This is a genomic window from Pseudonocardia sp. 2-7 (assembly GCF_056341085.1).
In genome coordinates this window covers 2,985,179-3,008,725 of the sequence record NZ_CP094507.1, presented here as the reverse complement: position 1 = coordinate 3,008,725, position 23,547 = coordinate 2,985,179, and the positions used below count along the sequence as shown (strand labels likewise).

The following is a 23,547-nucleotide window of genomic DNA, read 5'->3' as shown; positions in this document are numbered from 1 at the left end:
GGGTCCTAGCCTCGGCGGCATGACCGATGTCGCGGCGTACCGGCGGTGGGTCGTCGACGGCCTGGTGGTCGTGGTGACGGCCCTGATCGGGCTGCTCATGGCCCGGTTGCGGGTGGTGTCGTCGCCGGGCGGACCCGAGCTGCTGCTGGGTGTCGACGTCGCGGCGGGGATGCTGGCCTGCGTCGCGCTCTGGTGGCGGCGCCGGTACCCGCTGCCGGTGGCCGTGGGCGTCGTCGTGCTGTGCACGTTCTCCGAGGTCGCGTCCGTCCCGGGGCTGGTCGCGCTGTTCGCGGTCGCCGCCCGCTGCCCGGCCCGGGTCTCGGCCGCGGTGTTCCTGGGCAGCTTCGCGTCGTTCGCGGTGTACTACTCCTGGCGGCCCGCGCCGGAGGCCCCGCTGTGGCTGCTGGTCGGGGCGCTGGTGGCGGGACACGCGGCGGTGTTCGGCTGGGGGCTGCTCGTGCGCAGCCGCCGGCTGCTGGTCGAGTCGCTGCGCGAGCGGGCCGCGATGGCCGAGTCCGCCGCGGCGCTGCGGGCCGAGCGCACCGCGCACGAGGCGCGGGAGGCGCTGGCCCGGGAGATGCACGACGTGCTCGGGCACCGGCTGTCGCTGCTCAGCGTGCACGCGGGGGCGCTGGCGTTCCACCGCGACGCGCCGGCGGAGGAGACCGCGCGGGCCGCCGAGGTCGTGCGGGCGAACGCCCACCGCGCCCTGCAGGACCTGCGGGAGGTCATCGGGGTGCTCCGGGCGCCGGTGGGGGAGCTGCCGCTGCCCGGGATCACCGACGTCGGGGAGCTGCTCGAGGAGACCCGCCGGACCGGGACCGCGGTCGTCCTGCACGACGGGCCCGGCGTCACCACCGGGGAGCACCCGGTGCCCGAGACCGCGGGGCGCACCGCCTACCGGCTGGTGCAGGAGGCCCTCACCAACGCGCGCACGTACGCGCCGGGAGCCCCGGTCACGGTGACGGTGACCGGCGGGGCCGGGGACGGGCTCGTCGTCGAGGTGGCGAACCCGGCACCGGCCCGGCCCGCCCGCGCCGACCGGCCGGGGGCCGGGCAGGGGCTGCGGGGGCTGGCCGAGCGGGCGACGCTCGTCGGGGGCCGGCTGGACCACGGCCCGACCCCGGACGGCGGGTGGCGGACCGGGATGCGGCTACCGTGGCCGTCGTGACCGCCTCCGACCCCGTCGCGGTGCTCATCGTCGACGACGACCCGGTCGTCCGCTTCGGACTGTCGATGATGCTGCGCGGCGCCGACGGCCTGACCGTCGTCGCCGAGGCCGGGGACGGTGCCGAGGGGGTCGCGCTGGCCGAGCGGCACCGGCCCGACGTCGTGCTGATGGACATCCGGATGCCGGGCACCGACGGGCTCACCGCCACCGAGACGCTGCGCCGCCGCCCCGGCGCGCCGCAGGTCGTCGTGCTGACCACCTTCGACGCCGACGCCCACGTGCTGCGCGCGCTGCGGGCCGGCGCCGCCGGGTTCCTGCTGAAGGACACCCCGCCCGACGAGCTCGTGCTCGCCGTCCGGCACGCCGCCGCGGGGCGTCCGGTGCTCTCGCCGGAAGTGACCCGCCGGCTCATCGACCGGGTCGCCGAGACCGACCGGGACAGCACCCGGGCCGCGGCCCGGCGACGGCTGGAGCGCCTCGCCGAGCGGGAGCGCACCATCGCCCTCGATCTCGGCGCGGGCCGGTCCAACGCCGAGATCGCCGCCCGTCACCACATCAGCGTGGCGACGGTGAAGACCCATGTCTCGGCGATCCTGACCAAGCTGGACCTGAACAACCGGGTCCAGGTGGCGCTGCTGGTGCACGACGCCGGGTTGTCCCCGCCGGTCTGACCCGGTGTCAGCCGGGCGGCTGCCCGGGGGCCGCCTCCAGCTCGTCGAGGCGGGAGCGCAGCCGGCGGAGCTCGGCGAGGAGCTCGGCCCAGGTGGCCGGGTCGGGGGTGCCCGGCCCGGCGGGGTCGGGCTCGTCGTGGCGGGCGGCCTCCGTACGGGACCGCTCGATCTGCTCGGTGAACCAGCTGGCGATGGTCGCGGTCACGGTGCCCAGCACGGCGATCCCGGCGATCATCAGGCCGGCCGCGACGAGCCTGCCCTCGGTCGTCACCGGGTAGCGGTCGCCGTAGCCGACGGTCGTGATCGTGGTCAGGACCCACCACAGGGCGTCGGCGAAGGTCGTGATCGTTGCGTCGGGCACGTCGCGTTCGGCCTCGTAGACGCCGAGTGCCGCGACGAACCCCAGCAGCGACACGGTGACGACGAGGTAGGCGCTCACCCGGCCGCGCAGGTCGTCCCGCAGCGTCCGGGTCAGCACCGACACCGCGCCGACGAGCCGGACCAGGCGCAGGAACCGCAGGAACGGGGCGAGCAGGACCAGGACGTCGAGCGGGTTGTCGAGCAGGAACCGCCACCGGTCGCGGGCCAGCGACAGCCGGACCGCGACGTCGGCGACGAACACCGCCCAGAGCACCCACAGGAGGGTCTCCAGGGTCCGCCACGCCGGCGACCCGGTGCGGGTCAGCAGCACCTCGCAGGCGTAGAGCAGCAGGAACCCGGCGGAGAGCACCGTCAGACCGACATCGGTCCGTGCTTCCCACGCCCGCAGGCGCGGTTCCGGTCCGGGCGCGGCACGCGTCATGGGCGGAGACTACGAGGCCGGGACACCGCGGGGCGGTCCGAACCGGAACGCCGGGTGCGACCGCCCGCGGGTCGCGCGGGCGGCGAACCCGTCCAGGAGGCTCGACGTCGCCGTGCTGGGGTTTCCGCACGCCCCGCCCGACGACCTCGACGGACGGGTGCTGGTCGAGTCCCCCCTGGTCGCGGCGGTCGCCGCGGACGACCCGTTCGCCGGACAGGCCGCGGTGACCCTGGACGAGCTCGCGGCCCGGCCGCTGATCTGCCTGCCCCGCGGGCACGGTCTGCGCGCCGCGCTGGACGCGGCACTGGCGGCCCGGTCGCTCACCGCCCGGGTGGGGTTCGAGTCCGGCGCGATGACATTGCTGCTGCGCCTGGCCGCGCGCGGGGCGGGGGTGGCGGTGGTCCCGGAACCCGCGCTCGGCGCGGCCGGGGTGGCGGCCCTGGCCCGGCCGCCGGTCGCGGTGCCGATCACCCCGGAGATCCGGACGCGGCTGCACCTGGTCTGGCGCTCGGGCGGGCCCGGCGGACCGGCGGCGCGGGCGCTGCTGGAGTCGCTGCTCCGGTGACGCCCGGCGCGGGCATCAGCGGGGGACCGACACCAGGACCCGGACGGCCTCGGCGACCGCGGCGCGCCGGGCGACCCGCACCGCGGTGGCGATGGGGCGCAGCGCGTCGGAGCGGGCGACGGCCGCCGACGCCGACAGCGCGCCGCCGGGCTCGTCGCCGGAGGCGGCGGACAGGATCGCGTCCACCTCGTCGGCCTGCTGCAGCACCCGCAGCGCCTGCGCGGGCATCCCGCCGGGCCACAGCGCCTGCGGGCGGCGGCGCAGCCAGGCCGCGATCTCCTCGCGCACGCCGGGCCGGTGCCGGGCCACGCCCAGGTCGGTCAGCGCCGCGGCGGCGGCCCGCACCTGGCCGCGCAGCTCCCGTTCGGCCTCGTTCAGCGCCACGTACTCGGGGACCGGGCCGGGGTCGGCGACGGCGTGCGCGGTCCAGCGGACCACCCCGTCGGCGATCGGTGACGGCACGACGCCGAACCCGGCGTCGGCGAAGAGCACGCCCTCGCCCGCGGTGATCGCGGCGTCGGAGAACGGGCCCGGGCCGGGCAGGCCGCGCACGTCCCCGGGGGCCGGCAGCACCAGCCGGGCCTGTCCGCGCGGGGCGCCGCGGCGGACGGCGGCCAGCAGCATCGCCGTCGAGGTCGGCGCCGACCCGGGGCCGGGCAGTCCGGTCGTGGCGGCGGTGACGTCGTCGGCGGCGAGCACGTCGTGCGCCTCCGACCACGGCGCGAGCGCGTCGAGGACGTCGTCGGGTGCGGCGGACCCGGCCAGCCAGGCCGAGGCCCACACGGCGAAGGTCGTGGAGGCACAGGACACGGCGGTCAGGCTAACGGCCCGTCCGGCGTCGCACACCCGGCACGTGGGTGACGCAGCGCTACGAGGGTCACGCTGTGCGTGACCACCGGAGTGTGGGCGTGTCGTGCCGCGGTCACCGACCGGCGTCGACCGATACTGGCTCACCATGAGCCGGACCCACGATTACCGGGGCATGTTCGACACCGCGGGCACCCGTGCGCCGCGGGAGAGCCGGGTGACCGAGGTCGCCGCCGAGCCGGGCCTGGTCGTCGAGGACCCGGCCAGCGGTTTCTGCGGTGCCGTGGTGACCGTCACCGGCTCGGAGGTGACGCTGGAGGACCGCTTCGGCGGCCGGCGGATCTTCCCGCTGCGCCCCGCCGGTTTCCTGTACGAGGGCCGCCCCGCGACGCTGGTGCGTCCGCGGGCCGCCCCCGCGGGCCGCACGTTGTCCGCGTCCGGCTCGGTGCACGTCGCGAACCTGAAGGCGCGCACCGCGCGCGCCGCCCGGATCTGGGTGGAGGGCCTGCACGACGCGACACTGGTCGAGCAGGTGTGGGGGCACGACCTGCGCGTCGAGGGCGTGGTCGTGGAGCCGCTGCACGGCGTCGACGACCTCGCCGCCGCGGTCCGTGACTTCGACCCGGGCCCGCACCGGCGCCTCGGCATCCTCGTCGACCACCTGGTGGAGGGCACCAAGGAGACCCGCCAGGCCCGCGAGGCCTACCGGGCGACCCGCGACGCGCAGCAGCACGTCCTGGTCACCGGCCACCCCTACGTCGACGTCTGGCAGGCCGTGAAGCCCTCGGTCGTCGGGATCCGCGAGTGGCCGGTGATCCCGCGCGGCACCGACTGGAAGACCGGGGTCTGCGCGGCGCTGCGGTGGGGCGAGCCCGCCGACGGTGCCCGCCGGGTGCTCGGCGCGGTCCGCAGCTACCGCGACCTGGAGACCCCGATGATCGGCGCGGTCGAGCGCCTCATCGACTTCGTCACCGCCGAGGGGGCCTGACCCCGACACCGGGGGCGGACTCCGGCACCGACCGGTAACGATCGGGCCAAGCGGTGCGGAGCATACCGACGAAACGCCGACAGGGAATCGGACATTCTGGCACCCTGGGGCGATGGATCCGGCACTGATCTGGCTGCTCATCGGTCTCGTACTGATCGGCAGCGAGGTCGTGTCCGGGGAGCTGTTCCTCGTCATGCTCGGCGGCGGCGCACTCGCCGCGGCGGCCGGGGCCGCACTCGGGTTGACGCTGCTCCCGGCAGCCGGGGTGGGCGGCGCCGTCGCGGTACTGCTGCTGCTGGCCGTGCGACCGGTGGCGAAACGCAGGCTGGCCGAGCACATGGGCACGTTCGAACGCCACCAGGACCGGTTCGTCGGCGCCTCCGCCGAGGTCGTGCAGCGCGTCGACGGCGAGCGCGGGCAGGTGCGGATCGGACACGAGGTGTGGTCGGCGCGGTCGATGGACGGGGTGGAGGTCCTCGAGGCCGGCGCCACCGTCACGATCCTGCAGGTGACCGGGGCGGCCGTGCTCGTCACCGGTCGGGGGGAGCTACCGCCGTCCTGACCGCCACCGCGGCGGGACGGCCACGACGCCCCGGGGACTCCGGGGCGACACGGGCGCCGGTTCTCCGGCGCGCAGGAGGGGAGAGCACATGGGCGCTGAGTTCATCATCGGCATCGTCCTGCTCGTGCTGGTCGTGACGATCGTCGTCAAGTCGGTCGTCATCGTCCCGCAGGAGTGGGCCTACATCATCGAGCGGCTGGGCCGCTACCACAGCATCCGGGAGGGCGGCCCCGCCATCCTGGTGCCGTTCGTCGACCGCACCCGCGAGCGGGTCGACCTGCGTGAGCAGGTCGTGTCGTTCCCGCCGCAGCCGGTCATCACGCAGGACAACCTGACCGTCAACATCGACACGGTCGTGTACTTCAAGGTCAACGACGCCAAGGCGGCGGTCTACGAGATCGCCAACTACATCGCCGGTGTCGAGCAGATCACCACCACGACGCTGCGCAACGTGGTCGGCGGCATGACGCTGGAGCAGACGCTGACCTCGCGCGACCGGATCAACACGGCGCTGCGCGGCGAGCTGGACGAGGCGACCGAGCGCTGGGGCATCCGGGTCGCCCGGGTCGAGATCAAGGCGATCGACCCGCCGCCCTCGATCCAGAACTCGATGGAACAGCAGATGAAGGCCGACCGCGAGAAGCGGGCCATGATCCTCACCGCGGAGGGCCAGCGGGAGTCGGCCATCCGCAGCGCCGAGGGCAACAAGCAGTCCCAGATCCTCACCGCGGAGGGCGCCAAGCAGGCCGCCATCCTCGCCGCCGAGGCCGAGCGGCAGTCGGAGATCCTGCGGGCGCAGGGCCGCCGGGCCGCGCTGTACCTCGAGGCGCAGGGTGAGTCGAAGGCGATCGAGAAGAAGTTCGCCGCGATCAAGGCCGGCAAGCCCACCCCGGAGCTGCTCGCCTACGAGTACCTGCAGACGCTGCCGCAGATGGCCGAGGGCGAGGCCAGCAAGCTGTGGGTCGTCCCGTCCGACTTCGGGAAGGCCCTGGAGGGCTTCACCCGGATGCTGGGTGCGCCCGGCGAGGACGGCGTCTTCCGCTACGAGCCCAGCCCCGACGACGGCACCGTCTCCCGGCCCGCCGAGGACGACGGCGTCGAGGACTGGTTCGACACCTCGTCCGACCCGGAGATCGCCAAGCAGGTCGCGGCGGCCACCGCGGCGGCCCAGCAGGAGGTCCCGCCGGTCGGCTCGGACGTCCCGCCGGTCCCCGGCACCGAGGCCGGCAACGGCGGCGGTGCGGCCCCGGCCCAGCTGGAGGCCTCCCGCGAGGTCCCCGGCATCGGATCCCCGGGCGCCGTGCAGGGCCACCCGAACGGCCAGGAACAGCGCGGCTGAGCCACCCCGGCCGCACGTCACCGTCGACGGTGACCGCACCGCCCCATCCGGTTCGCCGGGTGGGGCGGTGCCGTGTACGACGGCGTCCCGCCGGTCGCCCTCGGCGCACCGGCCGTGACCCTGACGGCGGTGCTCGGGCTGCGCCGCCGGGTGGGCCGGGATCAGGCGAGCACGAAGCCGTAGGGCAGCTCCAGGCGGTGCCGGGCGAGCAGCTCGGCGTCGGCCAGCAGGTCGCGGGTCGGCCCGTCGGCGACGACGGTGCCCCCGTCCAGCACGACGCTGCGCGGGCACAGCTGCAGCGCGTACGGCAGGTCGTGGGTGACCATGAGCATGGTCCGGCCCAGCCCCAGCAGCACCTCGGCCAGCTCACGGCGGGCCACCGGGTCCAGGTTCGACGACGGCTCGTCGAGCACCAGGATCTCCGGGTCGCACGCCAGCACCGTGGCCAGCGCGACCCGGCGGCGCTGCCCGCCGGACAGGTGCAGCGGGGAACGGTCGGCGGCGTCGGCCATCCCCACCGCGGCCAGGGCCTCGTCGACCCGCTCGCGCAGCGCGGGCCCGCGCAGCCCGAAGTTCGCCGGGCCGAAGGCCACGTCCTCGGCGACGGTGGGCATGAACAGCTGGTCGTCCGGGTCCTGGAAGACGATCCCGACCCGGCGACGGATCTCGCGCAGGTGCCGCTTCTCCACCCGGAGCCCGCCGACCTCGACGGTGCCCGCCGCGCCGTCCCCGCCGCCGAGGATCCCGTTGAGGTGCAGCACCAGGGTGGTCTTCCCGGCGCCGTTCGGGCCGAGCAGCGCGACCCGCTCGCCGGGGGCGATCGTCAGGTCGACGCCGAACAGCGCCTGGTGGCCGTCGGGGTAGGCGAAGGCGAGGTCGGTCAGCCGCAGCGACGGCGGGCTCATGCGGCCACCCAGCCGGAGCCGGCCAGCAGCACCGCGACCCCGGCGACGGTCAGCCCGGCCAGCCACTGCCGTGACGTGGTCGGGGCGTCGCCCGACGGCGGCATGGTGCCGGTCCAGCCGCGCGACAGCATCGCCAGGTGCACCCGCTCGCCGCGCTCGTAGGACCGTACGAACAGCGAGCCGATCCCGCGGGCGGTCGCCCCGGCCTGCCACAGGAACCGCGGGTCGTGGCCGCGGGAGATCCGGGACAGCCGCATCCGGCGGGCCTCGCCGGTGATCACGTCGGCGTAGCGCAGCATCAGGGTGGCGATCGTGGTGACGATCGCCGGGGCGTGCAGGCGCTGCAGGCCGACGAGCAGGTCGCGCATCGGCGTCGTCGCCGCGAGGGTCAGCGAGGTCAGGACGCCGAGGGTGCCCTTGACCAGGATGTTCCACGCCCCGAGCAGTCCCGGCTGGGACAGCGTGAGGCCGAGCCAGTCCAGCGTCGGCGCCGGGCCGGTGAACGGCAGCAGCACCGCGAGCACCACGAACGGCAGCTCGATCACCGAGCGCCGCAGGATCCAGCCCGGGCGCACCCCGGCCAGGCCCCACACCGCGGCCAGCAGCAGCGCGAACCCGCCGAACACCGCGAACGCCTCGCGCGGGGTCGCGACCACGCACACCACCACCAGCAGCGCCGAGACGATCTTCACCTCGGGTGGGAGCCGGTGGACGGGGGAGTCGCGGTGCAGGTACAGCGGGTGCGCGTGCCCGGCGCCCATCAGCCGTCCCGGCGGCGCAGCAGCAGGAACACCCCGCCCGCGACGACGACCGTCACCAGCACCCCGGCCACCCCGGCGACGCCGGTGGTGCCCTCGCCGCCCACGACCGAGTACCCGGCGAGCGGGCTCGACGCCATGGCGTGGTCGCTCTCGTGGATCGCGATGCAGGTGCCCTCCAGCCGCTCCTCGCCGTCCGGGGTCGCGACGGCGGTGCAGCCGTCCCGCGCGACGGTGTCCAGGCCGTCGGGGTCGGGGGAGGCGAAGGACGAGACCAGCCCGGCCACGACCAGGGACACGATCAGGAACCCGGCGAAGAACAGCAGCGGGCGACGGCGGGCGGTGGCGCTCATCGCGCACCCTCCTCGGAGGTCGAGCGGCGGGCCAGCGGGCGCCCGGTGCCGCGCAGCAGGTACACCAGGTCCGGCCGGGCGGCGGCCACCGCGCCCACGGTGGCCGCGGTGATCACGCCCTCACCGATGCCGATCAGCACGTGCAGTCCGCCCATCAGCGCGAACACCGTGCCGAGGGTGGCGCCGCCGGCGCCTCCGATCGCGTACTCCAGGACGAAGCCCATCGACGCGACGACGGTGTTGAGCAGGGCCGCGACGAAGGCGACGGCGACCAGCCCGCCGCGGGAACGCACCGCGAACCGGCGCAGCGAGCGCGCCACCAGCCAGCCGACGACCACCCCGATCACGGCCATGTTCGTGATGTTGAGGCCCAGTGCGGTGATGCCGCCGTCGGCGAACAGCAGCGCCTGCACGACGAGCACGATCGAGATCGCGATCATGCCCACCCACGGGCCGACCAGGATCGCGACGAGCGCCCCGCCCAGCAGGTGCCCGCTGGCCCCGGGCAGGATCGGGAAGTTGATCATCTGGACGGCGAAGACGAACGCCGTGACCAGTCCGGCCATCGGCGCGGTGCGGTCGTCGAGGTCCGCGCGGGCGCGCAGGACGGCGACCGTCAGCGCGATCACCGCGACGACGGCGAACAGCAGCGCCGTCGGGCCGTTCACCAGTCCGTCGCTCATGTGCATGGCGACCGCGTGCGTCTGCATCGCGCCCCCTCACCGGTCGGACCGGCCGCCACCCGGCCGGGTGAGGGGATTCAACGCGACGGCCGTGCTGCCGCAAAGGCCTGGCAGTAGATAGGCGACTGCATGTCCCGGATGTCCGGTATCGACCCCGCCGATCGGGGAGTCCGGGATGCCGTCCGTCCGGACGGCGCGCGGTCGGGTGCCCGCGGTCAGCGGGCGTCGGCCGACGCGGCCTCGTCGCGCTCGGCGATCAGCTTGTCGTCCTTGCGGGCGGCGATGCGCGAGACCTTGAACAGCGCCTTGCGCCGGGCCCGGCCCAGCGGCAGGGCGAGCCGGCCGATCCGCACGTCGATCGGACGGACGTCGAACACCCCGGAGTCGCCCAGCTCGTCGAACAGCAGCTGCTGCTCCTCGGAGATCTGCTGCTCGAACTCCGAGGAGACCGAGCCGCGAGCGATCCGGAACGCGGCCAGGGTCTCCGGGACGCCGAGGAAGTCGCCGTACTGGAGCAGGCGCATCCAGAGGTCGAGGTCCATGATGAAGCGCCGCTCCGGGCGCCATCCGCCCGCCGTGACGAACTGCTCGCGCCGGAACAGGACGTTGCCCGGCTCGCCGATCGGGTTCGCGCCGTTGCGGATGACCCGCCGCGCGACCTCGCTGCCCGAGTGCAGCCCGACCAGGCCGCCGCCGAGGCCGCGGCGCGGGACGATGACCCGGCTCTGCTCGTCGATCATGTGCCGGCGCGAGGCCACCACCGACAGCGACGGGTCGTCGCGCATCGGCGGAACCTGCAGCTCCAGGCAGCGCGGGTGCAGCAGGTCGTCGGCGCAGACCAGCTTCACCAGCGGTGCGCGGCAGAGCTCGACGGCGCGGTTCCAGTTGTCGCCCTGCGGCAGTGTCTGCCGGTTGCGCTCGACCCGGATCCGCGGGTCGCGGAACGAGGTCGCGATCTCCCAGCTCGCGTCGGTGCTGCCGTTCTCCAGCACGACGAGCTCGAAGTCCCGCCAGGTCTGCTCCAGCACGCTGCGGATGGTCTCGGCGAGATAGGCCTCGCCGTTGTGGACCGGGATGCAGACGGACACGCTGGGCACAAAGCCGCCGGGCCTCATCGGGTACCTCGCAGGGGTGGAACGGATCGGACGAGCAGGCGGCGAGCCACGCTACCCGCCCCGGTCGGCGGGCCGGACGGCGGCGCGGACGAGCGACGTCCGACCGGGACCATCGGGACGGAACGGATACGCACCGTGATCGTCGGCCGGACGTCCCGCCGCTCGCCGCCCGACGATCACCGCTCGTCGGCCGGGGTCCCGGTGGGCCGGTCCCGCACCGCGGCGGCCCGGACGACGTCCGTAGTATCGGTCGTCGTGTTCGCGTGGTCGTTCCACGCCGCGGCGACGGAGTCCGGAGGCCTTGCGCCGTCCGGGCGACACCCGATGCGGTGCGGGTCACGTAACGCGACCGACGGCGCCGGAGATAAGCCGGATGACCCCCGTTGTGGGGTAACGGATCCGGTCGATGTCGGCATCGTCGTCACGACCGGACACGCACTGCTCGCCAACCGCGCGCCAGGACCGATCGATTCGGGGGAGAGACCGGTGAACAAGCGCCCTGACCACGGACCACGTCGTCCGAACCAACCGAGGGTGTCGGTGATCGTGCCGACCCGCAACGAGGCACGGAACCTCGAGGTGGTCCTGCCGGCCGTCGCGGCCGTGCGTCCCGCCGTGTACGAGGTGATCGTCGTCGACGGCGACTCCAAGGACGGCACCGTCGAGACCGCACGCCGTGTCCTGCCCGGCGTCCGGATCGTCCGCCAGACCCGCAAGGGCAAGGGCAACGCGATGGCCTGCGGTTTCGCCGCGGCCACCGGCGACGCCATCGTCATGTTCGACGCGGACGGCTCGGCCGACCCGCAGGAGATCCCGCGCTTCGTCGCCGCGCTCGTCGAGGGCGCCGACTTCGCGAAGGGCAGCCGGTTCACCAAGGGGGGCGGCAGCGACGACATCACGTTGCTCCGCAAGGGTGGCAACGCCGGTCTGAACCTGATCGCGAACACGCTGTTCGGGACCCGCTACAGCGACCTCTGCTACGGCTACAACGCCTTCTGGGCCGACATCCTGCCGCTGCTGGAGCTGCCCGCGGTCGACATGCCGCCGCACCCGGACGGCGGGATGTACTGGGGCGACGGGTTCGAGATCGAGACGGTCCTGAACTGCCGCGTCGCCGCCGCCGGTCTGTCGATCACCGAGGTCCCCTCGGTGGAGAGGGAGCGGATGTTCGGCGAGACGAACCTGCGCACCTTCGCCGACGGCACCCGCGTCCTGCGGACCCTCGCCGCCGAGCGGCGTCGGGCCGGTCGCGACGACCGGCCCGCCGCACCCGGCGCGGCCGTCCCCGGCCCCGCCGCGGTGGTCCCGCCCGCCGGGCACCCGGCGGTGCCCGCCACCCCGGCCACGGCGCCGGTGCCGCCCGCGGTGCCGGACCGTGCCGTCCCGGCGGCGCAGCCGCAGCGCCCGGCCCCGCGGCCGCACGCCGACGCACCGCGCCCGCACCAGCAGCCGTCGCGTCCGGCCCCGCAGCCGCAGCCCGGGGCGGGCCGGCCCGCCCCGCAGCAGCCGGCCCCGTCGCCGGTCGCCCGCGAGCAGCGCCCCGTCGGCGCCGAGCGCGACGGGTCCGCCCGTCCCGAGCGGACCGGTGTGCGGTACGCATGGGGGGAAGAGGCGTCCTGAGCGCCCCGGGACCGGATCGGGCCGGTCCGTGCCCCACCGGCCCACGCCCCACGAGGGGCGTGGCGCCGGGAGAACCACCAGTGAAGAGGAGTGAGCCGCGGTGAGCGTGCAGTCCGCAGCCGAGCTGACCCGCGCGAGGACCGCGCGGCGGTACGTGGCGATCCTGCTCGTCGCCGCCGGCGTCATCGCCTGCGGCCTGAGCATCGCCGGGATCAGCGGGGGCGCGCTGGGCGAGTTCCGGCTGCTGGTCACCATCGGCTTCCTGCTGCTCGGCCCCGGCTGGGCCGCCGCGGGCTTCCTGCGCCGCGCGCCCGCCGCGCACGTCTGGCTGCTGACGCTGGGGGTCGGCACCGCCGTCACCCTGATCGGCGGCCAGCTCATGGTCAGCCTGGGTCTCTGGTACCCGAGCGTCGCCCTGTTCGTCGTCACGCTCCTGTCGGTCCCGTTCCTGCTGCGCCACGCCGTGGTGGCCCAGTGAGCGGGACCTCCCGGTGAGGCCGGTCGGGCCGGCGCGTCCCCGCCCCGCCGCGGGTACGTCCGGTCCCGGCCCCGTCCCCGGACCGCAGGCGGCGGGTGTCGACCCGGACGCCCCGACCCAGCGTCTCGCCACCGCCCACGCGCGGGCGCACTCGCGCCGCAACGCCGAGCAGCACACCGAGTACCTGCCGCCGCTGGTCGGGCTGCGCGGGCCCGGCGAGAACCCGCCGACCCCGCCGCCCACCCCGCCGCCCGGACCGGGCGGCGGAGACGGCGGCGGTGAGGACGGCGAGCAGGTCCCGGACCGCAACGGCGGCATCGGCGACGGCATCGCCCTGACCCTGTGCTCGGGCTTCGGCTCGGTCGCCGGGCTGCTCGGCGTGCTGATCGCGACCCGGATCATGCCGCAGGCCGAGGTCGGCCGGGCCTCGGAGTTCGTGTCGGCCTTCCAGCTGATCGGCGGCGTCGCCCAGCTCAACCTGGGGCTGGCGCTGCTGCGCTGGCTCCCCGGGGCCGGCCGCAGGTCGGTCCGGCTCACCTTCGGCTCGCTGCTGCTGATCATGCCGCTGTCCGGGCTGATCGGCCTGATCTACGGCACGCTCGTGCCCCGGGTCGCGGAGGCCGCGGGTGGTGGATCGTTCGGCTGGGGCCTGGTCGTCCTGGTCCTGACCTGCGCCGGCTGGTGCGTGTTCGTCGTCCACGACTTCGTCATGGTCGCCATCGGGCGGCCGTGGGTGGCGGTGTGGCGCAACGGCACCTTCGCCGTGACCCGGATCGTGCTGCTGCTGGCACTGGGCACCACGCTCGCCTCCGAGGCGCTGGTGCTGTCCTGGGCGATCCCGGTCGTGCTGTGGATCGCCGCGGGCACCGTGCTGCTCTGGTTCATGGTGCGGCGCTTCGCCCGCTCCGGTGGGCCGGGCACGCTGCCGTCGCGCCCGGAGATGATCGCGTTCCTGGCGCCGACCGCGCTGGCGCAGTGCGGCAACGCGCTGCTCTACAACCAGGTCCCGCTGTTCGCGAACTTCCGGATGGGCAACGAGATCGGCGCGGTCTTCTTCATCTGCTGGCAGGCGGTGACCGTCATCGACCTGGCCGCGACGTTCTTCACCAACTCCCTGACCGTGCAGACCGCCCGGGAGCCGCACCGCGCCGAGGAGTTCGCCCGCGTCGCCCGGCGCCGGATGCTCCTGCTGTTCGTCCCGGCGCTCGGGCTCGGCGCGGCACTGGGCTACCCGGTGCTGTCGCTGCTCGGTGAGGGCTACGCGCCCGGCGCCCCGGCGCTGGCCGTGCTCATGGGCGGCCTGTTCTTCCGGCTGATCGTCGTGTTCGAGCTCGCCCGCCGCCAGGCCGACGGCGACGGGATGGGCTACGCGAAGATCCAGCTGCTCAACACCGGCCTGGTCGTGGTCTTCGCCGGTCTGGTCCCGCTGCCGGACCCCGGAACCGCATCGGTCAGCATGACCATGCTGCCGGTCGTCCTCGGCTACGTCGGCGCGCAGATCCTCTGCGCACTGGCACTCAGATTCGTCCCGGCGTGGAACCGCCGGAGCACACCGGAGGTGAAGTCGTGACGTCGGAGACCCGCCGGACGGGCGGCCCCGACCCGTCCACCCGCGGCCACCGCGGCGAGGAGCCCGCCGTCGCGCGGACCCGCGTCGCGGAGGAGAGCGCGAGCGAGCGGACCCAGTTCGTCACGCCGCCCGGCCCGGACTCGCCGACCATGGCCGTCCGCGGCCCGGTCCCGCGCCCGCCCGGTGACGGCCCGCCGCCGCCCCCGCCGCCCGCACCCGAGACCGCCGAGCCGCTGTCCCCGTTGTGGGTCTGGGGCGCGCCGGTCCTGGCCGTGCTCGCGGTGCTGCTCCTGCCCGTCGCCGCCGCGACGACCGACCTGTCCGACCTGGACGGCTGGGGCCTGGCCCCGGCGCTGAGCCCGTTCGCGTGGGTCGCGCTGCTGCTCGCCATCGGCGCCTGCCTGCTCGAGCTCTGGTCGCGCCGCCCGCGCATCCCGATGCTGGGTGCCGCGACGGGTGTGCTGCTGCTGTGCTCCACCGGTCTGCCCTCGGTCGTGCAGCCCCAGGCCCGGTTCACCACCGCCTGGCTGATCTCCGGGTTCGTCGACGCGGTCGCCCGCAACAACGGCGTCCCGCCCACCGGCGTGGACGCGCGGTTCTACTGGCCCGCGTTCTTCGCCCAGTGGGCCTGGATCCGCGACGCCGCGGGCGCCGACCAGCTCGACACGATCCTGCGCTGGTACCCGCCCGCGGTCACCGCGGTGTGGGCGATCGGCGTCTACGCCCTGGCCCGCTCGATGCTCGGGGGCACCCGCGCGCCGTGGGTCGCGGCCTGGCTGTTCATCGGCCTGAACTGGATCGAGCAGGACTACTTCTCCCCGCAGGCGACCGCGATCGTGCTGCTGCTGACGGTGCTGACCTTCGCGCTCGGCCCGCTGGCGACCCGCCGCGTCGACAACGCCGGGGTCCCGGGCTGGCCACGGGCCCACCGCGGGGCGCCACCGCTGCCCCGGTGGCGGCGCTGGCTGGTGTCGGCGCTGACCCCGCCGAACACGCCGACGCTGCCCGCCCGGCAGCTGCTGCTGATCTACTTCTGCGCGGCGTTGTGCGTCATCGCCGTCGCCCCGGCCCACCAGCTGACCCCGTTCGCCATCATCGGCCAGCTGGCCGTGCTGGCCGTCGTCGGCCGGTTCCGCGGACGCGGGCTGGTGATCGTCGCGATCGCCGCGGTGACGATCTTCGTGCTGATCGGCGCCCGTGACTTCTGGATGAACCAGATCAGCATGATCATCGGTAGCGGCGACGACGGCAGCGCGTTGCAGGCCGGTGTCGCGGACCGCTTCCAGGGCGACACGGGCCAGCTCGTCGGCAAGGGGTTCCGGGTCGCGATGACCGGCCTGACCTACGTCCTCGGCTTCGCCGGTGCCTGGGTCTACTGGCGCCGCCGCCGCGACCTCGTGCCGATCCTGCTGGCGATCATCCCCATGGGGATGGCGGTCGTGCAGAGCTACGGCGGCGAGCTGCTCCTGCGCGTGCTGCTCTACGGCCTGCCGATCCTGTCGATCCTGGCCGTCGACGCGCTGCGGGCCTTCGCCCGCGTCGACCGCAAGCGCGAACGGCTGCTCGCGGTGGGCATGGTGGTCGTCTTCGGTCTGCTGATCTTCATCCGCGGCGGTAACGAGGCCTACACCGACGTCACCACCGAGGACGTCCAGATGACCCGCAAGGCCTACGCCGAGGCGCCGCCCGGGGCGACGGTGCAGCCGTTGTCGACGGTCGGGCCCTACGCCCTGGAGGGCGTCGGCGAGAACAACAACATGGCCTCGGGCGGTCAGGGCTGCGCGGTCCTCGCCGCGGACCCGTTCCGCTGCATCGACCAGGTCCAGCCGCAGACGATCCTGTTCTACCCGGCGATCGAGAAGCAGGGCGTCGTCCTGAACGACCGCGAGCCGGGCTGGACGATCGAGATCCGCAACCAGCTCATCGCGTCGGGCCAGTACCGCGCGACCTACGAGAGCGGCTTCGACGCGATCCTGGTGCGCAACGAGCCGCTCCCGGCGCCGGGCGTCCCGGCACCGGCGACGGCCCCGGCCCCGGCGGCCGGCGGGGAGGTGCCGAACCCGTGAACGGATTCCTCCTGACCTGGCTCGCGTTCGGCCTGATGCTGGCCGTGTTCGCCGCCCGCGCCTGGGTGGTGGAGACCAGCCGTGGCCGGTTGGTCACCAGCGGGTCCGCGCAGCGCGGGCTCACCGCGGCCGCCGTCGCCTCGGTGGCGCTGGTGGTGGTGATGCTGACCCTCAACGGCGGCGTCGAGCTGGTCGAGCTCGTCTCGGGGGGCCGGGCCGACGTGACCCAGCCCGCCGAGCCGCTGCCCGGGCAGGACCCGGCGGTGCCGATCCAGCCGCAGGCCCCGGCCCCGGCGGCGCCCGCGGCCCCGGCCCCGGCCAACTGACCGACCCGCGACACACGAGGGCCCCGGTGCCGTACGGCACCGGGGCCCTCGGTCGTGCGTGGGGTCAGCCGCTGTAGCCGATGGCCACGTACTTGGTCTCCAGGAACTCGTCGATGCCGACGGTGCCGCCCTCGCGGCCCAGCCCGGACTCCTTGACGCCGCCGAACGGGGCGGCCGGGTTCGACACCAGACCGGTGTTGAGCCCGATCATGCCGCTGTCGAGGTTCTCGGCGATGTGCAGCGCCCGGTTCAGGTCGCGCGTGTACACGTAGTTGACCAGGCCGAACTCGGTCGCGTTGGCCGCGGCCAGTGCGTCGTCGGCGCTGTCGACGACGGTGATCGGCGCGACCGGGCCGAAGATCTCCTCGTGGTTGAGCCGGGAGTTCACCGGCACGTCGGTGAGCACGGTCGGCGGGTAGAAGTAGCCCGGCCCGTCCTGGGCCTTCCCGCCGATCGCGACCGAGGCACCGGCGGCGACGGCGTCGGCGACCAGGTCGGTGACCTTGTCCAGGCCCTTCGCGTCGATGAGCGGGCCCACGTTCACGCCCTCCTCGGTGCCGCGGCCGACCTTGAGCGCGCCCATCCGCTCGGCGAGCTTCGCGGTGAACTCCTCGGCGACGCCGCGCTGGACGTAGAACCGGTTGGCGGCGGTGCAGGCCTCGCCCATGTTCCGCATCTTGGCGATCATGGCGCCCTCGACGGCGGCGTCGACGTCGGCGTCGTCGAGCACGATGAACGAGGCGTTGCCGCCCAGCTCCAGCGACGACCGCATGACCTTGTCCGAGGCCTGGGACAGCAGCAGCTTCCCGACCGGGGTGGACCCGGTGAACGACATCTTGCGGGCGCGGCCGTCGCGCAGGATCGGCTCCATCACCGCGCCGGCGTCGGTGGCGTTGATGACGTTCAGGGCGCCGTCGGGCAGGCCGGCGTCGGCCAGCACCTGCGCGAACGCGAGCATGGTCAGCGGCGTCTGCGGCGCGGGCTTGATCACCGAGGCACAGCCGGCGGCGACCGCCGGGGCGATCTTGCGGGTCCCCATGGCCAGCGGGAAGTTCCACGGGGTCACGAACACGCAGACCCCGACGGGCTGGCGGATGGTGAGGAACCGGGTCTGGCCGTTCGGGGCGACCTGGTAGCCGCCGTCGATGCGCACGGCCTCCTCGGAGAACCAGCGCAGGAACTCCGAGGCGTAGACGACCTCGCCCTTGGCCTCGGCGAAGGGCTTGCCCATCTCCAGGGTCATGAGCAGGGCCAGGTCGTCGATCCGCTCGTGGAGCAGGTCGTAGGCGCGGCGCAGGATCTCGCTGCGCTCCCGCGGCGCCATCGCGGCGATCGTGGGCTGCGCGGCGTGCGCGGCGGCGAGGGCGTCCATGCCGTCGGCGGGGGAGGCGTCGGCGACCTCGGTCAGCACCTCTCCGGTGGCCGGGTCCTCCACCTTCGCGGTCGCGCCGTTCTCCGCCGGCCGCCATTGGCCGCCGATGAACAGGCCGGTGGGGACGGCATCCAGCACCCTGCGCTCGTCAGCATTGGTGGTCATGCCCGGAACGTACCCCGGTGAGTCGGCCCATAGACACCGGCGGCGCCGGCGGGGCTGGGTCATGATGAGGCCCGTGGCAGCGACATCGACACCGGCAGCGGCCCTGCCCGAGCTCGTGCCCGACCCGGTCGAGCTCCCCGCCGGGCTGGCGGACCTGCGGGCCGAGGTCCGGTCCTTCCTCGACGACGAGCGCGGCGCCGCCCGCTGGACCCCGCGTGCGGACGTGTGGCTCTCCGGCTGGGACGAGTCGTTCTCGCGGCGGCTGGGGGAGCGCGGCTGGCTCGGGATGACCATCCCCACCGAGTACGGCGGGCACGGCCGGACCGCGCTGGAGCGCTACGTCGTCACCGAGGAGCTGCTCGCCGCGGGCGCACCGGTGGCGGCGCACTGGATCGCCGACCGCCAGATCGGGCCGTCGCTGCTGCGCCACGGCACCGAGGAGCAGCGTCGCGCGTTCCTGCCCGGGATCGCCCGCGGCGAGGTGTACTTCGGCATCGGCATGTCCGAACCGGACTCGGGCTCCGACCTGGCGTCGGTGCGGACCCGGGCGACCCGCGTCGACGGCGGGTGGCGGCTCTCGGGCACCAAGGTGTGGACCTCCGGGGCGCACCACGCGCACGCGTTCTTCGCGCTGGTGCGCACCGAGCCGCGCGACGACGCGCACCGGCACGCGGGGCTGTCCCAGTTCCTGGTGGAGCTGGACTCGCCCGGGGTGGAGATCCGCCCGATCCCGTTGCTCACCGGGGCGCACCACTTCAACGAGGTCCGCTTCGACGACGTGTTCATCCCCGACGCGCGGGTCTTCGGCGAGCTGGGGAACGGCTGGGCCCAGGTCACCGGCGAGCTCGCGTTCGAGCGCTCCGGACCGGAGCGGTTCCTGTCGACCTACCCGCTGCTGGCGTCGCTGGTCGGCGAGCTCGCCGGGGCGGACCGTGCCGACGCCGGCACCCGTCGTCGCGTCGGGTCGCTGGTGTCGCGGCTGTGGACGCTGCGGGCCATGTCGCTGGCCGTCGCCGGGGCGCTGGAGTCCGGCCGGGCCCCCGAGCTGGCCGCGGCCCTGGTCAAGGACCTCGGTACCCGCTACGAGAACGAGATCGTCGACGCCGCCCGGCTGCTGGTCGACATCCCGCCGGACCCGGGTGCGGAGTCCGGGTTCGCCCGGCTGCTCGCCGACGCCGTGCTGCACGCGCCCGGGTTCACCCTGCGCGGCGGCACCAACGAGGTCCTGCGCGGCATCGTCGCGCGGGGGATGGGACTGCGCTGATGGCCCGCAACAGCGACCTGGCCGACCTGGCCGCCTCGATCCTCGCGGCCGGGTCCGACGACCGTGACGGGACCGGCCTGGACACGGCGGCCTGGAAGGCGTGTGCCGGGGCCGGGCTGACCTCGCTGACCGACCCGGACACCGGCGGCACCCTCGACGACGCCGCCGTGCTGCTGGAGGTCGCCGGCGCCGACGCGGCCCGCCTGCCGCTGGCCGAGACCGACCTGCTCGCCGGGTGGCTGGCCCGCGCCGCCGGGCTCGCCGTGCCGGACGGGCCGCTGGCCGCCGTCGTCACCGACGCGACCGGCGGGGACCGCCCGGCCGGGACCGCCGGGGGGACGGTGACCGGCAGCGGCGGCACGGCCGGCACGGTGTCGGCGGCCCTGACCCGGGTGCCGTGGGGGCGTTCGCTGGCCGCGGTCGTCGTCCTCGACGGCGACCGGGTCCTCGTGCTCGACACGGGCGCGGCGGCGGTCACCGAGGGCGCCAACCTCGCCGAGGAGCCCCGCGACGGCCTCACCCTCGACGGGGTCACGCCGCTGGCCACCGGCTCCGCCCCCGCCGGGGCGGCGGCGGAGCTGACCCTGCGGGCGGCGCTGGCGCGGTCGCTGCTGCTCGCCGGCGCGGCCCGCGGCGCACTGGCCCGCTCGGTCGCCTACGCCGGGGAGCGCACCCAGTTCGGTCGTCCCATCGGCCGCTTCCAGGCCGTGCAGCAGATGCTCGCCGAGGCGGGCGCCGAGGTCGCCGCCGCCTCCGCCGCCTCCGCCGCCGCGACCTCGACCGCGCGGCGCGCGGGGTTCGCCGCCCCGGAGACGGCGTTCGCCGTCGCCGCGGCGAAGGCCCGCTGCTCGGAGGCGGCGACGGCGGTCGCACGGATCGCCCACCAGGTGCACGGGGCCATCGGGTTCACCCGCGAGCACGCGTTGCGGCTGGTCACGACCCGGCTGTGGGCCTGGCGCGACGAGGACGGTGACGAGGCGTTCTGGAACGACCGGGTCGGGGCGGCCGCGCTGGACGCGGGCGCCGACGGGCTCTGGCCGTTGGTGACCGGGCGGCCCTGAACGCCGCCGGTCAGGACACCCCGAACTCGCGCAGCTTCCGGTAGAGGGTGTTGCGCCCGATCCCGAGTGTGCGGGCGGCCCGGGTGCGGTTCCCGCCCGCCGCGCGCAGGGCGTCGACCACGGCGTCGCGTTCGGCGGCCTCCAGCAGACCGAGCTCCCGGCCGGCGGTGCGCAGGCGGTCGGGGAGGTCGGCCTCGTCGGCCGTACCGCCGTCGGCGCGGCGGGCCGCCGCCGTGACCACGGTGCGGAGCTCGGCCAGGTCACCGGGCCAGTGCCAGGCCCGGAGCCGGTCCAGGGCCGCGCCGGACAGCCGGGACCCCGACGCGGGCGGGGGCAGCTCCGCGAGCAGCGTCTCCACCAGCGCCGGGAGGTGCTCGCGGCCCGCCGCCAGCGCCGGGAGGCGGACGGTGGTGGCGACCTGGCCGAGGAGGGCGGGAGTGGTGTCGTCGGTGGGGTCGGCGTCGGCGGTGAGGACGAACGGGACGCCGGTCGCGGCCAGGTCCCGCAGGAGCGCCGGGCGCGGCCCCGGTGACAGGTGCACCCGCCGCAGGACGAGCCCGCGACCGGCGGCCAGCGCCGCGCGGGCCGTCTCCCACCACTCGGGCTCCCGGTGCGGCTCGACGACCACGGCGCCGTCGTGGCCCAGGCGGGACAGCACGCGGCGGGCGGTCCGCAGCTTCCCGCTGCCGCCGGGGCCGGTCACGGCGACGGTCTCCCGGTGGGAGACGGCCTCGCGGAGCCGGTGGTCGACCTCCGGGTCGTGGTGGAGCGCGGCTCCCCGGACGGTGGCCGGGGCCGCCACCGCGGGTGCCGCCCGGCGGGGCGCCAGCCGGACGCTGAACGCGGTGCCCCCGGTGCCCTCGACCGGGGCGACGACCGCGTCGTGCGGGCCGTCGGGCATCGGCACCCGCATCCGGCGTGGCCGGTCCGGGCCCCCGTCGCGCAGGAGGTCCCACAGCAGGGTGTGCAGGTCCGGGCCGGCGTGGGCCAGCGCGTGCCGGTCGGCCAGGACGGTGTCGGCGTCGACGACCAGCGCCCCGGTCGTGGCCCGCTCCAGCGCGAGGTAGGCCCGCACCAGCCTGCGACGGTGTTCGCCCGCCTCGTCGAGCAGCCGGGCCTCGATCTGGCGGCCGATGTCGGCGGCCATCACCGCCATGAGCGGGTGCACGTCGCGCACCGCGCAGGCCAGCGAGAGCGAGCCCACCGTCCGGCCGGTCCCGGGCTCGACCAGCGGGGTGCCCGCGCAGGTGAGGTTCTCCAGGAGGGCGTTGTAGTGCTCGGGGCCCCGGACCAGGACCGGGCGTCGTTCGACCAGCACCGTGCCGATGCCGTTGGTGCCCACCGACCGCTCGGAGAAGTCCGAGCCCTCCACCGCGCTCGCCCGGTCCATGAGCGTGCGCTGGCGCCGGACACCGACGTGGCGGCGGACGATGCGCCCGGTCGCGTCGGACAGCACCATGGCCACCGGGACGTCGGCGAAGCTGTCCACGAGCCGCTCCAGTACGGGCGCCGCGGCCCGGCGCAGCGCGGTGTGGTCGTCGCCGGGGTCGGCGTAGCCGATACGCTCCGGCGCCGTCGGCACCGCCTCGCCGATGCAGCGCCGCCAGCTCTGCTCAATCAGCGGCGGCACGCCCGCGTGGCCGGGTGGTAGCGCCAGCAGCCCCCCGTCGACGAGCGTCTCGCGGCTGCGCCGGATGCGCAGGCGCTGCCCGGCCGACAGGGCCGGCACCGCCGTGTCCTCGTCCCGACGCGTCATCGCCCCGATCCGCCCCTCGCCGCCCGTTGCGGACACGTCCACGGTGCCCCAGGTCACACCATCCTGGCCAGGGGGAGTGGCGGGTGGGCGTTCCAGAACGGAACACCCGCGGTGCCTCCGCGGTGCCCACCATCGACGGCCACGCCACCGCCGGCGCGGCGCCCGCCGTCGCTCCGGCCGACCGGAGGAGGACCGCGATGACGACGGCACCACCGACCCGCCCGACGGGCGCGTCCACGGAGTCCGACGCGCTGCGCGCGCTCTACGCCGACTGGTCCGCCGTCATCGCGGCGACCCCGGACCTGACCACGCGGCTGTTCCGCAGCATCTTCGACGAGTGGCACCAGGCCACCCGTGAACCCGAGGACGTGACCTACCGGGAGGAGTCGCTCGGGGGTGTCCCGGGGATCTGGGCGCTGCCGGTCGGGGCGGATCCCGCGCAGGTCCTGCTCTACACCCACGGCGGCGGGTTCGCCGTCGGCTCGGCGTCGAGCCATCGCAAGCTCGCGGGGCACGTCGCGCGGGCCGTCGGCGCCACGGCGTTCGTGGCGGACTACCGTCGCGCGCCGGAGCACCGGCACCCGGCACAGGTGGAGGACACCGTCGCGGTGTTCGAGGCGCTGCTGGCCCGGGGGACCGCCCCCGCGGACGTGACGACCATCGGTGACTCCGCGGGCGGGAACCTGGCGATCGCCACCGTGCTCGCCCTGCGCGACGCGGGCCGACCGCTGCCGGGCCGGGTCGTCGCGTTCTCGCCGTGGCTGGACATGGAGAACACCGGCGCCACGCTCGTCACCAACGCCGCCTCGGACGCCCTGGTCACGGTGCCCCTGCTGGAAGGGATGATCGCCGGCGTCCTGGGGGAGGGGCACGTCGACCGGCGGGCACCGCTGGCGAACCCGTTGCACGCCGACCTCACCGGCCTCCCCCGGCTCTACGTCGACGCCGGGGGTGCCGAGGCGCTCCTCGACGACGCCGTCCGGCTCGCCGACCGGGCCCGGGCCGCCGGCGTCGACGTGACGCTGTCGGTCGTCGCGGGCATGCAGCACGTCTTCCCGTTCCTCGCCGGCACCGCGCCCGAGGCGGACGAGGAGCTCGCCGCCCTCGCCGCCTGGTACCGCGGCTGACCCCTCGACACCCACCGGGAGCA

General features: G+C 75.3%; 23 protein-coding genes. 14 read left to right on the top strand and 9 right to left on the bottom strand.

Annotated features, from left to right (window positions below; genetic code table 11):
• The first annotated feature begins 19 nt into the window (after positions 1 to 19).
• Both MTO91_RS14610 and MTO91_RS14605 read left to right on the top strand, forming a co-directional pair.
• The gene (locus MTO91_RS14610; RefSeq protein ID WP_251782449.1) at positions 20 to 1,171 is read left to right on the top strand and encodes a sensor histidine kinase; all 1,152 of its coding nucleotides are present in this window, start codon (positions 20 to 22) and stop codon (positions 1,169 to 1,171) included.
• Entirely contained in the window at positions 1,168 to 1,842 is a 675-nt protein-coding gene (locus MTO91_RS14605) for a response regulator (RefSeq protein ID WP_308215788.1), read from the top strand. The genes MTO91_RS14610 and MTO91_RS14605 overlap by 4 nt, the downstream gene beginning before the upstream one ends.
• A 7-nt stretch (positions 1,843 to 1,849) precedes the next feature.
• On the opposite strand, the gene MTO91_RS14600 is transcribed toward MTO91_RS14605, so the two are convergent.
• Positions 1,850 to 2,644 (bottom strand): potassium channel family protein, encoded by a 795-nt coding sequence (locus MTO91_RS14600; protein WP_405416953.1) that lies wholly within the window; start codon positions 2,642 to 2,644, stop codon positions 1,850 to 1,852.
• On the opposite strand from MTO91_RS14600, the gene MTO91_RS14595 reads away from it, so the two are divergent.
• Positions 2,643 to 3,209 (top strand): LysR substrate-binding domain-containing protein, encoded by a 567-nt coding sequence (locus MTO91_RS14595; RefSeq protein ID WP_476651517.1) that lies wholly within the window; start codon positions 2,643 to 2,645, stop codon positions 3,207 to 3,209. The two genes, MTO91_RS14600 and MTO91_RS14595, sit on opposite strands and share 2 nt — an antisense overlap.
• A gap of 15 nt (positions 3,210 to 3,224) precedes the next feature.
• Here the strand turns inward: MTO91_RS14595 and MTO91_RS14590 are convergent, their stop codons facing one another.
• The gene (locus MTO91_RS14590; RefSeq protein ID WP_476651516.1) at positions 3,225 to 4,019 is read right to left on the bottom strand and encodes a hypothetical protein; all 795 of its coding nucleotides are present in this window, start codon (positions 4,017 to 4,019) and stop codon (positions 3,225 to 3,227) included.
• Positions 4,020 to 4,164: 145 nt separating this feature from the next.
• On the opposite strand from MTO91_RS14590, the gene MTO91_RS14585 reads away from it, so the two are divergent.
• The 3 genes from MTO91_RS14585 (at position 4,165) to MTO91_RS14575 (ending at position 6,905) form a co-directional block, all read left to right on the top strand.
• A complete protein-coding gene (locus MTO91_RS14585) occupies positions 4,165 to 5,004 on the top strand; it encodes a DUF3097 domain-containing protein (protein ID WP_251782453.1) in 840 nt (279 codons plus the stop codon).
• 112 nt (positions 5,005 to 5,116) lie between these two features.
• Positions 5,117 to 5,566 (top strand): NfeD family protein, encoded by a 450-nt coding sequence (locus MTO91_RS14580; RefSeq protein WP_405416957.1) that lies wholly within the window; start codon positions 5,117 to 5,119, stop codon positions 5,564 to 5,566.
• Between the two features lie 88 nt (positions 5,567 to 5,654).
• Complete coding sequence (locus MTO91_RS14575; protein ID WP_405416958.1) at positions 5,655 to 6,905, top strand: SPFH domain-containing protein; 1,251 nt, start codon at positions 5,655 to 5,657, stop codon at positions 6,903 to 6,905.
• 161 nt (positions 6,906 to 7,066) lie between these two features.
• Here the strand turns inward: MTO91_RS14575 and MTO91_RS14570 are convergent, their stop codons facing one another.
• The 5 genes from MTO91_RS14570 to MTO91_RS14550 form a co-directional block, all read right to left on the bottom strand.
• On the bottom strand, positions 7,067 to 7,810 hold the full coding sequence (locus MTO91_RS14570; RefSeq protein ID WP_208820854.1) for an energy-coupling factor ABC transporter ATP-binding protein: 744 nt from the start codon (positions 7,808 to 7,810) through the stop codon (positions 7,067 to 7,069).
• Positions 7,807 to 8,571, bottom strand: a complete 765-nt coding sequence (gene cbiQ, locus MTO91_RS14565; protein WP_062395227.1) for a cobalt ECF transporter T component CbiQ — start codon at positions 8,569 to 8,571, stop codon at positions 7,807 to 7,809. The genes MTO91_RS14570 and cbiQ overlap by 4 nt, the downstream gene beginning before the upstream one ends.
• Positions 8,571 to 8,921 (bottom strand): PDGLE domain-containing protein, encoded by a 351-nt coding sequence (locus MTO91_RS14560; RefSeq protein ID WP_405416960.1) that lies wholly within the window; start codon positions 8,919 to 8,921, stop codon positions 8,571 to 8,573. Before MTO91_RS14560 ends, cbiQ begins: the two co-directional genes overlap by 1 nt.
• The gene (locus MTO91_RS14555; RefSeq protein ID WP_174565861.1) at positions 8,918 to 9,631 is read right to left on the bottom strand and encodes an energy-coupling factor ABC transporter permease; all 714 of its coding nucleotides are present in this window, start codon (positions 9,629 to 9,631) and stop codon (positions 8,918 to 8,920) included. Before MTO91_RS14555 ends, MTO91_RS14560 begins: the two co-directional genes overlap by 4 nt.
• Before the next feature lie 188 nt (positions 9,632 to 9,819).
• Positions 9,820 to 10,701: a glycosyltransferase family 2 protein gene (locus MTO91_RS14550; protein WP_405416961.1), complete on the bottom strand. Its 882-nt coding sequence runs from the start codon at positions 10,699 to 10,701 to the stop codon at positions 9,820 to 9,822.
• Positions 10,702 to 11,259: 558 nt separating this feature from the next.
• On the opposite strand from MTO91_RS14550, the gene MTO91_RS14545 reads away from it, so the two are divergent.
• From MTO91_RS14545 to MTO91_RS14525, 5 genes are all read left to right on the top strand, one after another.
• Positions 11,260 to 12,339 (top strand): glycosyltransferase family 2 protein, encoded by a 1,080-nt coding sequence (locus MTO91_RS14545; RefSeq protein WP_405416962.1) that lies wholly within the window; start codon positions 11,260 to 11,262, stop codon positions 12,337 to 12,339.
• 100 nt (positions 12,340 to 12,439) lie between these two features.
• The gene (locus MTO91_RS14540; protein ID WP_062395221.1) at positions 12,440 to 12,817 is read left to right on the top strand and encodes a hypothetical protein; all 378 of its coding nucleotides are present in this window, start codon (positions 12,440 to 12,442) and stop codon (positions 12,815 to 12,817) included.
• Between the two features lie 13 nt (positions 12,818 to 12,830).
• A complete protein-coding gene (locus MTO91_RS14535; RefSeq protein WP_226357224.1) occupies positions 12,831 to 14,387 on the top strand; it encodes a lipopolysaccharide biosynthesis protein in 1,557 nt (518 codons plus the stop codon).
• Positions 14,384 to 16,453: a hypothetical protein gene (locus tag MTO91_RS14530; protein ID WP_405416965.1), complete on the top strand. Its 2,070-nt coding sequence runs from the start codon at positions 14,384 to 14,386 to the stop codon at positions 16,451 to 16,453. Before MTO91_RS14535 ends, MTO91_RS14530 begins: the two co-directional genes overlap by 4 nt.
• Complete coding sequence (locus tag MTO91_RS14525) at positions 16,450 to 16,779, top strand: hypothetical protein (RefSeq protein ID WP_476651514.1); 330 nt, start codon at positions 16,450 to 16,452, stop codon at positions 16,777 to 16,779. Before MTO91_RS14530 ends, MTO91_RS14525 begins: the two co-directional genes overlap by 4 nt.
• Positions 16,780 to 16,843: 64 nt before the next feature.
• On the opposite strand, the gene MTO91_RS14520 is transcribed toward MTO91_RS14525, so the two are convergent.
• On the bottom strand, positions 16,844 to 18,316 hold the full coding sequence (locus tag MTO91_RS14520) for an NAD-dependent succinate-semialdehyde dehydrogenase (protein ID WP_476651512.1): 1,473 nt from the start codon (positions 18,314 to 18,316) through the stop codon (positions 16,844 to 16,846).
• Between the two features lie 64 nt (positions 18,317 to 18,380).
• On the opposite strand from MTO91_RS14520, the gene MTO91_RS14515 reads away from it, so the two are divergent.
• Both MTO91_RS14515 and MTO91_RS14510 read left to right on the top strand, forming a co-directional pair.
• Positions 18,381 to 19,580 (top strand): acyl-CoA dehydrogenase family protein, encoded by a 1,200-nt coding sequence (locus tag MTO91_RS14515; protein WP_337826067.1) that lies wholly within the window; start codon positions 18,381 to 18,383, stop codon positions 19,578 to 19,580.
• Positions 19,580 to 20,641 carry an acyl-CoA dehydrogenase family protein gene (locus tag MTO91_RS14510; RefSeq protein WP_337826068.1) on the top strand — a complete coding sequence of 354 codons (1,062 nt, stop codon included), beginning with the start codon at positions 19,580 to 19,582 and terminating at the stop codon, positions 20,639 to 20,641. Before MTO91_RS14515 ends, MTO91_RS14510 begins: the two co-directional genes overlap by 1 nt.
• 10 nt (positions 20,642 to 20,651) lie before the next feature.
• Here MTO91_RS14510 and MTO91_RS14505 read toward each other — a convergent pair whose 3' ends face one another.
• On the bottom strand, positions 20,652 to 22,397 hold the full coding sequence (locus tag MTO91_RS14505; RefSeq protein WP_476651509.1) for a sigma-54-dependent Fis family transcriptional regulator: 1,746 nt from the start codon (positions 22,395 to 22,397) through the stop codon (positions 20,652 to 20,654).
• Positions 22,398 to 22,519: 122 nt separating this feature from the next.
• Here MTO91_RS14505 and MTO91_RS14500 point away from each other — a divergent pair, with 122 nt between their 5' ends.
• Positions 22,520 to 23,524: an alpha/beta hydrolase gene (locus MTO91_RS14500; protein WP_476651508.1), complete on the top strand. Its 1,005-nt coding sequence runs from the start codon at positions 22,520 to 22,522 to the stop codon at positions 23,522 to 23,524.
• Positions 23,525 to 23,547 lie beyond the last annotated feature (23 nt).

Excerpts from the sequence above, each read along its gene's own strand:
- MTO91_RS14610 (WP_251782449.1), top strand. The coding sequence starts at position 20 with ATGACCGATGTCGCGGCGTACCGGCGGTGGGTCGTCGACGGCCTGGTG.
- MTO91_RS14595 (WP_476651517.1), top strand. The coding sequence starts at position 2,643 with ATGGGCGGAGACTACGAGGCCGGGACACCGCGGGGCGGTCCGAACCGG.
- MTO91_RS14600 (WP_405416953.1), bottom strand. The coding sequence starts at position 2,644 with ATGACGCGTGCCGCGCCCGGACCGGAACCGCGCCTGCGGGCGTGGGAA.
- MTO91_RS14585 (WP_251782453.1), top strand. The coding sequence starts at position 4,165 with ATGAGCCGGACCCACGATTACCGGGGCATGTTCGACACCGCGGGCACC.
- MTO91_RS14580 (WP_405416957.1), top strand. The coding sequence starts at position 5,117 with ATGGATCCGGCACTGATCTGGCTGCTCATCGGTCTCGTACTGATCGGC.
- MTO91_RS14575 (WP_405416958.1), top strand. The coding sequence starts at position 5,655 with ATGGGCGCTGAGTTCATCATCGGCATCGTCCTGCTCGTGCTGGTCGTG.
- MTO91_RS14570 (WP_208820854.1), bottom strand. The coding sequence starts at position 7,810 with ATGAGCCCGCCGTCGCTGCGGCTGACCGACCTCGCCTTCGCCTACCCC.
- cbiQ (WP_062395227.1), bottom strand. The coding sequence starts at position 8,571 with ATGGGCGCCGGGCACGCGCACCCGCTGTACCTGCACCGCGACTCCCCC.
- MTO91_RS14560 (WP_405416960.1), bottom strand. The coding sequence starts at position 8,921 with ATGAGCGCCACCGCCCGCCGTCGCCCGCTGCTGTTCTTCGCCGGGTTC.
- MTO91_RS14555 (WP_174565861.1), bottom strand. The coding sequence starts at position 9,631 with ATGCAGACGCACGCGGTCGCCATGCACATGAGCGACGGACTGGTGAAC.
- MTO91_RS14520 (WP_476651512.1), bottom strand. The coding sequence starts at position 18,316 with ATGACCACCAATGCTGACGAGCGCAGGGTGCTGGATGCCGTCCCCACC.
- MTO91_RS14515 (WP_337826067.1), top strand. The coding sequence starts at position 18,381 with ATGAGGCCCGTGGCAGCGACATCGACACCGGCAGCGGCCCTGCCCGAG.
- MTO91_RS14510 (WP_337826068.1), top strand. The coding sequence starts at position 19,580 with ATGGCCCGCAACAGCGACCTGGCCGACCTGGCCGCCTCGATCCTCGCG.
- MTO91_RS14505 (WP_476651509.1), bottom strand. The coding sequence starts at position 22,397 with ATGACGCGTCGGGACGAGGACACGGCGGTGCCGGCCCTGTCGGCCGGG.